General features: G+C 63.3%; 10 protein-coding genes. 2 read left to right on the forward strand and 8 right to left on the reverse strand.

Annotated features, from left to right (window positions below):
* The first annotated feature begins 606 nt into the window (after positions 1-606).
* Positions 607-945, forward strand: a complete 339-nt coding sequence (locus tag ABS769_RS18650; protein WP_023905094.1) for a hypothetical protein — start codon at positions 607-609, stop codon at positions 943-945.
* A 41-nt stretch (positions 946-986) separates the two neighbouring features.
* Here the strand turns inward: ABS769_RS18650 and ABS769_RS18655 are convergent, their stop codons facing one another.
* On the reverse strand, positions 987-1,913 hold the full coding sequence (locus ABS769_RS18655; RefSeq protein WP_317061205.1) for a DMT family transporter: 927 nt from the start codon (positions 1,911-1,913) through the stop codon (positions 987-989).
* The gene (locus ABS769_RS18660; protein ID WP_317061206.1) at positions 1,910-2,701 is read right to left on the reverse strand and encodes a PhzF family phenazine biosynthesis protein; all 792 of its coding nucleotides are present in this window, start codon (positions 2,699-2,701) and stop codon (positions 1,910-1,912) included. The genes ABS769_RS18655 and ABS769_RS18660 overlap by 4 nt, the downstream gene beginning before the upstream one ends.
* A gap of 131 nt (positions 2,702-2,832) precedes the next feature.
* On the opposite strand from ABS769_RS18660, the gene ABS769_RS18665 reads away from it, so the two are divergent.
* Entirely contained in the window at positions 2,833-4,242 is a 1,410-nt protein-coding gene (locus ABS769_RS18665; RefSeq protein WP_317061207.1) for a PLP-dependent aminotransferase family protein, read from the forward strand.
* Between the two features lie 423 nt (positions 4,243-4,665).
* Here the strand turns inward: ABS769_RS18665 and fghA are convergent, their stop codons facing one another.
* The 6 genes from fghA to ABS769_RS18695 form a co-directional block, all read right to left on the reverse strand.
* On the reverse strand, positions 4,666-5,496 hold the full coding sequence (gene fghA / locus ABS769_RS18670; RefSeq protein WP_317061208.1) for an S-formylglutathione hydrolase: 831 nt from the start codon (positions 5,494-5,496) through the stop codon (positions 4,666-4,668).
* A gap of 58 nt (positions 5,497-5,554) precedes the next feature.
* On the reverse strand, positions 5,555-6,130 hold the full coding sequence (gfa, locus tag ABS769_RS18675; protein WP_023905099.1) for an S-(hydroxymethyl)glutathione synthase: 576 nt from the start codon (positions 6,128-6,130) through the stop codon (positions 5,555-5,557).
* 68 nt (positions 6,131-6,198) lie between these two features.
* The gene (locus ABS769_RS18680) at positions 6,199-7,308 is read right to left on the reverse strand and encodes an S-(hydroxymethyl)glutathione dehydrogenase/class III alcohol dehydrogenase (RefSeq protein WP_317061209.1); all 1,110 of its coding nucleotides are present in this window, start codon (positions 7,306-7,308) and stop codon (positions 6,199-6,201) included.
* Between the two features lie 63 nt (positions 7,309-7,371).
* Complete coding sequence (locus ABS769_RS18685; RefSeq protein WP_023905100.1) at positions 7,372-7,647, reverse strand: metal/formaldehyde-sensitive transcriptional repressor; 276 nt, start codon at positions 7,645-7,647, stop codon at positions 7,372-7,374.
* Positions 7,648-7,926: 279 nt separating this feature from the next.
* Entirely contained in the window at positions 7,927-11,523 is a 3,597-nt protein-coding gene (locus ABS769_RS18690; RefSeq protein ID WP_317061210.1) for a PAS domain S-box protein, read from the reverse strand.
* A 261-nt stretch (positions 11,524-11,784) separates the two neighbouring features.
* Positions 11,785-12,093, reverse strand: coding sequence for a hypothetical protein (locus tag ABS769_RS18695; RefSeq protein WP_317061211.1), 309 nt, complete (start codon positions 12,091-12,093; stop codon positions 11,785-11,787).
* Positions 12,094-12,208: the final 115 nt, after the last annotated feature.

The raw sequence follows: 12,208 nt of genomic DNA on the forward strand, positions 1-12,208 counted from the left end.
CGTAAGAGCCTACATGGACGTACTTGCGGCGTGTCCCGCGATGGTGGGCGGGCAAGGGCCCTGCGACCAAGCAGCAGATCAGTCGCTTTACACCTGATCTATCCGCACCATCCAACCACTCCAACGCAAACCATATTTCGAGTTGTAGCATTTTTCAAATACAGCCGGACTTTTAGATCAAAAGCCTAGCTGGTCGAGTGCGCGGTGCCCCCACCGCACCAGAGAGTTCGCTGGTTGCTTTGTTGAAAGCCACGCACACCGACCATCTCGACTGGTCCTTGTCCGCCCACCGTCGCGGGACCTTACGCGGCATGGATGCCGCGTAAGAGCCTACATGGACGTACTTGCGGCGTGTCCCGCGATGGTGGGCGGGCAAGGGCCCTGCGACCAAGCAGCAGATCAGTCGCTTTACACCTGATCTATCCGCACCATCCAACCACTCCAACGCGAACCGTATTTCGAGTTGTAGCGTCTTTCAGATACAGGTCAAAAGCTTGGTTCCAAGTAGAAGTGGGTCGCAGAGAGCTACATGCCTGCACACCTGTCGACGGAATACTCACCGCCGCTGCACTAACGTGCGAATGTCATCCACCAGAGTGTTCGCACATGCCCGTCAGCTATTCGATCAGCCTGCCCGACCCCAAGCTCGCCCGCGGCGGCGATGCGAGCGTGAGCTTCAGCGCCCATGGTGCCGAGGCCTTTGCCGAACAGCTGCAGGCCGCCCTGCGCGACCCGGCCTGGTTCGATCGCTGGCGCCAGCTGCAGGCCGATCCGGACGCGGTGGATCCCAGCCTCGGCGTGACCGATCCCTCGGCCACGGTCACCGGCAAGCAGGGCGACCTGCGGATCGATCTGGTGGCCACCACCAGCATCCCCGGCGACCTGCTCAAACAGCGCATGCAGGCGCTGGCCGGACATCATTGGGAATTGCGCGACGTACGCTGAAGCCCGCTGCCGCCGCGTGTACGGCGCGGCGGCAACTCCACTCAGGTCAGCGCGCTGTCCGCCACCCGCCGCGGCCAACGCCATTTCAGATTCACCGCCAGCGTCCCGACCACGATCAACGCCAGGCCCAGCCATTGCACCGGCACCAGCGCGTGGCCGTAGAGCAGATAGTCCAGCAACAGCGTGACCAGCGGATAGACGAACGCCAGTACCGCAATCGTGGCCACATGCAGGTGGCGATAGGACGAATAGAACAGCACATACACGATGCCGCTGTGGATCACGCCCAAGCCCACCAGCCACAGCCAATGCAGGCCCGGATGCAGCGCGGCGCCACTGGAAAACCCTGCCAGCAATAAGGTGCCGACCCAGCACTGCACGGTCACCACCGCCAGCGGCCGCTCGCGGCTGATGCGGCGCGACATCAGCAACGAGGCCCCGCACAGCAATGCCGCCAGCAAGGTCAGCGCGATCCCGATCAGATAACCGCGATCGGCCGCCTGCCAGAGCCGCGCCGGATTCGCCGAACAGGCCACACCGACGAATGCCAGCAACGTCCAGCCCAGATCGACACGCCGCGTGCGCTCGCCCTGCAGCAATGCGGCAAGGATCAACATCACGAACGGAAACACGTGGTAGACCATCGTCGCCACACCGATCGATGAGCGCGCCATGCCGGCGAACAACGCCACCCAGTTCAGCACCAGCAACACACCGCTGATGACCGCATCGCGCAACAGCGCACGCTCGCGCCACAGGCCGCGCAGCTGCCCGCCGATCAAACCGCACACCGTCAGAAACAGCGCACCGAACAGGCAGCGGTAGAACACGGCAGTCACCGGATCCTGCCCGCTTTCGTGCACGAATACGCCCACCGACCCGATCAACACTTCGGCCACCAGCAATTGCCAGATTGCACGTCGCGCCGCGCCCGCCGAGGTCGCTTGAGCAGACAAGGACACGCTCATAGCGCAATCGTTCCCTGCAGATACTGCACAGCGCTGCCGCGCACGTACACATGCTGCGGCTCGACCCGGCAATCGAGTTCACCGCCACGTGCCGATGCCTGCAGCGCACGCAGCTGCGTCCTGCCAAGCGTTTGTGCCCACAGCGGCGCCAACGCGGCATGGATCGACCCGGTCACCGGATCTTCGCTACCGCCATTGGCCGGCCAGAAATAGCGCGAGACGAAGTCATGTCCGGTCCCTGGTGCGGTGACTGCTACATCCCGTGGCGCCAGCGCCAGCATCCGTGTCAGATCCGGCGTCACTTCACGCACCTGCCCTTCATCGGCGTAGACGACGATGTAGGCCTGCGCGTTTGCATAGACAGCCTGTGGTGCGATCGACAACGCCTCCAACAAGGCTTGCGGCACTACCGGCACCAGCGACGGCATCTGGTTGGGGAAGCGCAGCTCGAAGGTACTCTCGGCCACCCTGGCGACCTCGATCTCACCGACGGCAGGCGCGCGCAATCGCAACGGGAATGCAGCGCCTTGATGCATGGCAATCACCAACGCGCTGGCCAAGGTCGCATGCCCGCAGAAGCCGACCTCCTTGATGGGAGAAAACCAGCGAATGTCGAATACCCCGCTCTCGTCGCGCACGAAAAATGCGGTCTCCGACAAATTGTGTTCGCTGGCAATCGCCTGCATCAGCGACTCCGGTAGCCATTCCTGCAACGGCACGACAGCCGCAGGATTACCCTTGAAACGCACCGTGGTAAACGCATCGACGATAAACACAGGAAGCAGCACGGCCCAACCTCACAGAAGAGAACACACACCTGGCACACTCACCGGGCACAGCCAGTCTGCAGCGCAGTACACGACCATGACAGATTCAGATACGCTGCAAATTGACCAATACAGATAAAGGGCGTCCGCACATGCTCCTGTACGAATCGCTGGCCACCCAGCTGCGGCAGCAGATCGAAGGCGGCACCCTGCGTGCCGGCGAGCGCCTGCCCTCGATTCGGCAACTGGCCGCCAATCACGGCATCAGCACCGCCACGGCAGTGCAGGCCTGCCTGCAACTGGAACGCGAAGGACGCGTGCAGGCGCGGCCGCGCTCCGGCTACTTCGTGCGCACCACCGCCTCTGCCTTGCCTGTCGCTACACCCGCAACGCGTCGGCGCAAACCCGGCATGGTCGACAACCCCGCCTTGCAGCGCGTGCTCGATACACTGGCGCGCAACGACCTGGTGCCGTTGCACACCGCCACTCCAGCGCCGGCGTTGTTGCCGGCTGCGCACTTGGCCGCCGCCTTGTCGCGTCAGTTGCGGCGCCAACGCACCGCCGCACTGGACTACGCACCGCCACAAGGCCACGCCGTACTGCGCCGGCAGATCGCACAGCGTTACGCACATTGCGCAACCACCGTAGCCGCGGAAGAAGTGGTGATCACCGCCGGCGCGATGGAAGCGATCAGCCTGGCACTGCGCACGCTCACCGCACCGGGCGATGTAGTGCTGGTGGAAACACCCACCTACCACGGCATCCTGCAGGCGGTGGCTGCGTTACGACTCAAGGTGCTGGAAGTCCCCAACCGCGCCGGCCATGGCATCGATGTCGCGCGCCTGGACGCGCTGCTGCAACGCACGCCGGTACGCGCAGCAGTGCTGGTACCCAACTTCAACAATCCAAACGGCAGCCTCACCCCCTACAGTGCCAAGCGTGCACTGCTCGACAGCTGCGCGCGCCACGGCACCGTGGTGATCGAAGACGATATCTACGGCGAACTGGATTGGTCGGGCCAGCGCCCTCGCCCGCTACGCCACTTCGACACGCATGCCAACGTGATCACCTGCGGCTCGTTCTCCAAGGTGCTGTCGCCCGGCCTGCGCGTGGGGTGGTTGCTGGGCGGCGACTGGACCGACGCCTTGGTGCGCGCCAAATACTTTTCCACCGTCGGTAGCGCCAGCCTGCCGCAACTGGCGCTGGCCGATTATCTCGCGCAACACGATCTGGAACGGCATCTGCGCAAGCTACGCCGCACCCTGGCCGACAACGGCCAACGCCTGCGCGATGCGATCGTGCGGCATTGGCCTGAGGGCACGCGGGTGGGCGACCCAGCCGGCGGACTCTCGCTGTGGCTGCAATTGCCCGCTGGCGGCAGCGGCCAGGCATTATTCGAAGCCTCATTGGCCGACGGTATCGGCACCTCGCCGGGCCATCTGTACTCCAGCCGTGGCGATTACGCAGATCATCTACGCCTGACCTGCGGCCAGCCGTGGAGCGAGACGCTGGAATGCGCGATGCGGCGATTGGGCAAGCTTGCGGCGCAGGTGGCGCGTTAGCTTGGCTGTTGGCATCAACTTTTGAATTGGCGTTGGCGTCAGCTGTTGCTGTTGAACAAAAACAACGATGTCGCCGGCATCTACTCGACGCGGACTTTCAGATACGCAATGGCGAGCCCCTCTCCCCACGGGCGAGGGGTTGGGGTGAGGGTACGGTGCGAAGCCCTGGTGTCGTTCCAACTGCACGTGGCTTCGCCCGTACCCTCATCCGCCCCTTCGGGGCACCTTCTCCCGAGGGGAGAAGGGAAATCAGCTCGGCGCTTAATTCATGCCACCGGTCCAGGCAACACGGCAACGCACGCAATGCAACGCACGCAACTGCGCGAGGTCTACTGCCACGCACACGCCACAAACTTAACAAACGCAAAAAACGCAAAAAACGATCGACTATTTCCACAATCAAGCAATCAAGCAATCAAGCAATCACGAACGCAACGCCGCAGCATGATGCGCAATATGCTCGCCGATAAAACTCGAGATGAAGTAATAGCTATGGTCGTAACCAGGCTGCAGACGTACCGTGACCGGATAACCAGCGGTCTTTGCGGCTTCCTCGAATAACGCAGTTTTCAACTGGTTTTCGAGAAATTCATCCGCGTCGCCCTGATCGATCAATAGCGGCAAGCGCTCCTGCGTTTGTGCGATCAACGCAGTGGCGTCATACGCTTTCCACGCATCACGGTCCGGCCCCAGATACTGGCCAAACGCCTTCTCGCCCCACGGCACCTGGCTCGGCGCGACGATCGGCGAAAACGCAGACACGCTGCGATAGCGCCCCGGGTTCTTCAGCGCGATGGTCAAGGCGCCATGCCCGCCCATCGAGTGGCCGCTGATCGCGCGCGCGCCGGTGGTGGCGAAAGTCGCTTCGATCAACGCCGGCAATTCGTTCACCACATAGTCGTACATGCGGTAGTGCGCCGCCCACGGCTGCTGCGTGGCATCGACGTAGAAACCGGCGCCCTTGCCGATGTCGTAGCCGTCCGCGTCCGCCACCTCGTCGCCACGCGGGCTGGTATCCGGCGCGACCAGGATCACGCCATGCTCGGCGGCGTAACGCTGCGCGCCGGCCTTGCTGATGAAATTCTGTTCGGTGCAGGTCAGGCCGCTGAGCCAGTACAGCACCGGCAGCGGGCCATCGGCGGCCTGCGGTGGCAGATACACGCCCACCTGCATGCTGCAGTTCAAACTCTGCGACTGGTGCCGGTAGACGTCTTGCCAACCGCCGAAGCAGGCACGGTGTTCGATACGTTCCATGAGATTCCTTCGATAAAAACCTGCGGCCGACATGAATGCCGGCCGCGGGGTGGGGCGATCAGTGCAGCAGGCCCTTATGGCGTGCCACATTGGCCGCCAATGCATCCATCAATCCCGGCGACAGGCAGTCGTACGGGGTCAAGCCGAGCTCGTTGAGGCGCGCGCGTACGCCGTCCATGTCATCCGGCGGCGTGCCGGTTTCGATGATGGAGGACACGAACGCCGCAAAGCCCGGCGGCGACCAGCCCGACTGCTGCGACAACTCGGTATGGATGAAGTCCAGACCATAAAACGCATGGTCCTTGTTCTCGATGCGGCCAATCATATGCACGCCGCAACCGGTACAGGCGTGGCGCTGGATCGCCGCGCTTTCGTCGACGATCTTGAGCTTCTCCGCATGCGCGGTGACCGTGACCTTGTCGCGCGGCACCACTGCAATCACCGAAAAGGTCGCGCCTTCCGGCTTCCAGCATTTACTGCAACCGCAGGCGTGGTTATGCGCGGTCTGCGCACCCACTTCCACGGTCACCTTGTCGCTGGCGCAATGACATTCAAGGGTTCCCCCCTGAAAGCTTTCTGCACCTCCACGCGCAACACCACTGTCTACCGAAGGATGAATCGAGACGCTGGTCATCATGCCCCTCCCGGAGTATCGGGTACCACGTGCGCGGAAGCGGCCGCGCGCCGATCCTGGCCGTACGGTCAGAAGTGAATCACGGTGCGGATCGACTTGCCTTCGTGCATCAGATGGAAGGCCTCGTTGATCGCTTCCAGCGGCATGGTGTGGGTGATGAACGGGTCCAGATCGATCTCGCCCTTCATCGATTGCTCCACCATGCCCGGCAATTGGGTACGTCCCTTGACACCGCCGAAGGCCGAGCCGCGCCACACGCGGCCGGTCACCAGCTGGAACGGACGGGTACTGATTTCCTGGCCTGCGCCAGCCACGCCGATGATGACGCTCTCGCCCCAGCCCTTGTGGCAACACTCCAGCGCCGACCGCATCACGTTGACGTTGCCGATGCACTCGAAACTGAAGTCCACGCCGCCATCGGTCAACTCGACGATGACCTCCTGGATCGGCTTGTCGTAGTCCTTGGGGTTGATGCAATCGGTGGCGCCCATGCTGCGTGCCAGATCGAACTTGCCCGGGTTGGTGTCGATGGCCAGGATGCGCCCGGCCTTGGCCTGCACCGCGCCCTGGATCACCGCCAGACCAATACCGCCCAGGCCGAACACCGCCACGCTTTCGCCCGGCTTGACCTTGGCAGTGTTGTGCACGGCACCAATACCGGTGGTGACGCCGCAACCGAGCAGGCAGACCTTTTCCAGCGGCGCTTCCGGGTTGACCACGGCCAGCGAAATCTCCGGCACCACGGTGTACTCGCTGAAGGTGCTGCAGCCCATGTAGTGATAGATCGGCTCACCGTTGTAGGAGAAGCGCGTGGTGCCGTCGGGCATCAGGCCCTTGCCCTGCGTGGCACGCACTGCCTGGCACAGATTGGTCTTGCCGGACAGGCAGAATTTGCACTTGCGGCATTCGGCGGTGTACAGCGGGATCACGTGATCGCCGACCTTGACGCTGGTGACGCCCTCGCCGATCTCTTCGACGATGCCGCCGCCTTCATGGCCCAGCACGGACGGGAAGATGCCTTCCGGGTCGTCGCCAGACAGCGTGAACGCATCGGTGTGGCAGACGCCGGTGTGGGTGATGCGGACCAGCACTTCGCCGGCCTTCGGCGGTGCGACGTCGATTTCGACGATTTCCAGCGGCTTGCCGGGTCCGAATGCAACTGCTGCACGGGATTTCATTGGATGACGCTCCTGACGATGAGATTCAAGGACGGGTGCGGCATGCGCCGACCCGGTGGGAGTTCATTTGAGGTAGGACCGGACCAGGCCGAGCAATTCCTGCACCCGCTCGGCGCGTTGCGCATCGGACGTGGCGGCATGCCCGAAATCTTCCCGGATATGCGCTTCAAGCACCTGCGACATCAGCCCATTCACGGCCCCCCGGATCGCGGCGATCTGCTGCAAGACAGGCGCGCAGTCTGCGCCTGCCTGCAGCGCCCGCTCAAGTGCATCGCACTGCCCGCGCAAGCGGCGCACGCGTGCTAGCGCCCGCTTTTTCTCTTGCGGCGAATGCGGCATGACAGCTCCGATCCAGATACTGGGGGGCAGTATATGGATTCGAACAAAAAAAGCCATGGGCGTCCGGGCGTTCTGTCGAAGATGCCAGCTGGCAACATGCTGTTCGATCAACGCAGATGCGCGCGAGAATGCCGCCAGCAGGGACTGTGGCGCGGCCTGTGCACAGGCACGCACAGATCAAAAATTTGTGCCCTGCGCAGGAAATCTGCGACTGCAATCAGCAAAGTGGCCGCAGTGCAGCATGACGGTGGCTGATGTGTGCACCTGCAGCATCCAGCGTCATCCCTCATCCCCGTCCAGGCGCATGCTTTCCGACACCGGCAGCTCGATGGTGCAGCGCACCCCATCCGGGCCAAGCTCATAAGTGGTTTCGGCCTGCAGTTGATACGGCAGCGCGCGCTCGATCAACTCGCGGCCGTACCCGGAGCCTTGTGGCGCTTCGCCGGGCGTTGGCATGGTCACGCCGGTTTCGCTCCATTCGATCCGCAGCCGCGTGCCGTTACCGGTGCGCAGCAGGCGCCAACGCACCTGCAACTGGCCGCCGGGTTGGGCGAGCGCGCCGTACTTGTTCGCATTGGTCGCCAGCTCATGCAGCGCCAGCGCGAACGTCTGCACGGTGCTGGAGCGCAGACGCACGCCGCTGGGGCCATCCAGCACCACCTGCTCACCCTGGCCTTGCGCGTCGATCGCGCCCATCGCCGAGAGTTCGACATGGATCAACTCATCGAACAGGATGCGATCGCCGTCGTTCAAGCGCGAGAGCAATCCCTGCACGCGCGCCAGCGCGTCCAGGCGGTCGTTGTAGATCAGCGCCAGCTCGGCGATGGTCTTGCTGCTGCGCTGGGTGCGATTGAAGACCACACGCACCACGCCCATCAGGTTGCGCGTGCGGTGCTGCAGTTCGGCCAGCAACACCTGCTGGCGATCTTCCCACTCCCGGCGGCGGGTGACGTCCTGGCCGATCTTGAGATACCCCAGCGGCTCGACACCGCCATCGCGCAGCGGCCGGGTCGCCCCTTCGATGAAGACGCGGCGGCCGTCCTTGCATTGATGCCAGCGGACATTGGGGGCAAAGCCGGTATGGTGCGCCTGTTCGATCTCGCGCTGCGGCACCCCGGCCAGGCGATCTTCTGCAACGAAGGTCATGGCGATGTGTTGCCCCACCGCTTCTTCGGCGCTCCAGCCGAACACCGCTTCGGCACCAGGGGGCCAGGTCTGGATGTAGCCATTGGTGTCGGTGGTAAAGATCGCGTAATCCAGCGCGTTTTCAAGAATCACGCGGTAACGCTCTTCGCTTTCGATCAGCGCGCCCTGTGCGCGCGCGCGCTCCAATGCCGCCCAGGTGCGCTCTGCGGTTTCTTCGGCCAGCAGGATCTCGGCGGCCGTCCAATCGCGCGCAGTGCGCTGATTGACCACGAAGCTGGCAACCAGCTGGCCGCTCTTGATCAGCGGCACCACGATCAGCGCACCGATGGCATTGCCCAGATAGGCCGCGCGCTGGTCATCGGGCAATGCCGCATCGATGGCAATGTCGCGCACCACCCATGTCTGCGCGTCGGTCAGCCAGGGCATCGGCCAATCGCTCAGCGCGAAGCGCCGCGCATGACTGGTTTCGCCAGGTTGATGCCAATCGCGTTCCACCACGTACTGCTGCGTTTTGCGATCCACTTCAACGTAGTACGCGCGGCCGGCATGCAAGTGCTCGCCCAGCACGCACGCGGCTTTGCCCTGGATCGCGGCCGGGTCGCTCAGCGGCCGCAGCGCATCGGACAGCTTCAACAAGAAGGCATTGCGATCCTGCACCTCGCGCAACGCCGCTTCGGCCAGCTTGCGGTCGGTGATGTCGAGCACGAATTCAAAACCGGTTCCATCCGGCAGCCGCTTGGCGGCGAACAACGCCCAGCGAAGCGAGCCGTCCTTGCGCAGATATTCGCGCTCATACGGCGTGGTGCTGCCGTTGGCTTTCAACTCCTGAAAGGCCTGCGCGGTCAAACCACGCGAGGTTGCCGGGGTCAGGTTCTGCCAGGTGAGCGCGCCTGCTTCCACATCCGCACGGCTATAGCCACTCATCTTCAGGAACGCATCGTTGGCGTCGGTAAGCCGGCCATCCATATCGAAATATGTCGCGCCTACGGTTTCGATCGTCAGTGCGGTGCGGAAGCGCTCTTCGCTGGCACGCAGCTGCTCTTCCGCACGTTTCTTGTCGGAGATATCGCGAAAATACACCGACATGCCGCCATCGCCGGTGGGATACAGACTGATGTCGACCCAATGCCCCAGCACCGGTGAGGCCACATCCAGGCGAACCATCTGCCGCGTCTGTGCGGCCTGTAAATGCGCGGCGTGCGTTGCGGAGCCGATCAAATCGGCAAACTCGTCCCAGATCACCTTGCCCAGCAATTGCGCACGCGAGCGTGCCCACAGCGCCTCGGCCTTGCGATTGATATAGGTAAAGCGCCACTGCGCATCGACGCCATAGAACGCATCGGAAATGCTTTCCAGAATGTCGCGGTTACGCTCTGCAAGCACGCCCAGTTCGGCCTGCACTTGCCGCTGCCCGGTCACATCCTGCACCACGGTCAATCCACCGGTCACCTTGCTGCCATCGCGTAACGCAACGGCGGTGACACGTAGCCAACGTTCGGTAGTGCCATCGAGATGGCAGAAATCCACCGGCGCTGTGGTGTCTTCGCCGCGCAACGCACGCGCGCCGGGAAACTGCTGCGGTGGCACCGGGTTGCCTTGCTGGTCGACACCCTTCCACTCCTCTCCATGCACGCTATCGCGCGAGGGAATGCGATCGGTCAATTGCTCGCTCAGCTGCGGGTTCTTGTAGGTGAAACGGCCTTGCGTATCGAACAGACCGACGCCGATCGGAATCTGATCGAGCACCAGCGCCAGCCGCGCCTCGCTGTCGCGCAGGCGTTGTTCGGCCTGCTTGCGTGCGGTAATGTCGGCGGCGGTGCCGAACCATTCGGTGATATTTCCCTCCGCATCCAGTGCCGGCACGCCCTTGGTGGCGATCCAGGCCAGGCTGCCGTCCGCACGTCGTACCCGATGCTCGAAAATGATCGGTGTCTTTGCATAGATGCCGGCATCGATCTTTTGCCGCACCATTGCTTGATCGTCATCGGGAATGTAATCCATCAGCCAGGCGCGGTTGGGATTGACCGTGTCGGCCAGAAAGCCTTTGCCGGTCAATGCGCGCATCTCGCCCCAATCCGGGCTCATCCGGTAATGCACTTCGGAACTTGCCAGCGACAACGCGGCCAGCCGCGACTCGCTGGTCCGCAACGCCGCCTGAGCACGATTGCGCTCCACATAGTCTGCGGCCGTCCACGCAAGCAGTTCGAGCAACCTGAGTTCATGCCCCGCCGGGCGGTACGGCATGGTGAATTGCGTGCTGAGCAAACCGAGCAACACACCGGCACGATTGAACAGCGGAGTGAACTGCGCAGCACGAATCCCACTGCACAGCGCGGCCTCGTAATCCGGCGTGCCCTTGAGTGGAGTGAACGTTGCGATATCTTCGATCACCAGCTGCCGGCGCTCGCGGCGCACGGTATCGCAGGTGGCCTGAAAACCGTCCTTCAAGAACTGCTGCACGAACGGGCTACGCTCGTCATGCCCGCGATAGACGCGCAGTTCCATGTCGTTGCTGTGCTCGTCCACCAGCTGCACGCAACCGCACTCGGTGCGCGCAAATGCACAGGCAAGCGCGGTGATGTCCTGCAGCGCCACGCGCATATCGCCCTGTGCTGCGAGACTGACCTGGAGCGCGTGCAACTTGCGCATGCCGGCCAGTTCTTCCAGCGCGCTTGCCTGGTTTTCTAAACTTTCTACCGTGTCCATCTGTTCGCCAGGCGCACGTTGCATCGTGACTGGATTCTCCCCTGCGCGCATCATCGATCTCTCGCCATCGGTGAAGCCACACAATGCGTAATCACGAGCGAAGAGGCTGTAGTAGCGTGCTCGACATCTGCCGTGCTGGTGCACGCGCAAGCCTGCGTCTTTGGATGCGCAGCCGACGCGACCGCAAGGTGATGGTCACTGGCTGGCAGCGTTATCTGGCAAAACACCGGCCCTTCTGCTGTACGGCAACGTCCGCTTGCGGCAAGTTACCTGCGCGCATCGATCTTAGCCGTGACGCGGCGGCGGCTCGAATCCCTCAGCTTCCAGGCATTGCAGCAACGATGACGGTGGCGGTCCAGGCGGCGGCGCATCCGGCACCGGCAACGCGATGTCTTGCGCCGTAGCGCAGGCCTGCAGCGCTGCATCGAATTCGGGATCGTGCGGCGGCGGTGGGCCATGATGGCCGTGCACAGGCGGCGGCGGTGGCAGCGGCGGCGCGCCACCTGGAGCGCCGCAGAGGCTGGCGCAGCCGCTCATGCTCAGCGCGGCAATCAGCGCAGCGGTGACGGCAAAGCTGGGGCGTGTTTGGGCCATCGTCGATCTCCCTGGATGGATGCACACGTGTGCGTCGTGCATGCACGTGGCAGGGCGGGCGACGCCCGCGCTTTCGTCCAGCAAAGCCTTGCATGTGCGTGTGCCGCGCATGTGT

The sequence above is a fragment of the Xanthomonas hortorum genome (assembly GCF_040279205.1).
Classification (GTDB): Bacteria; Pseudomonadota; Gammaproteobacteria; order Xanthomonadales; family Xanthomonadaceae; genus Xanthomonas; species Xanthomonas hortorum_F.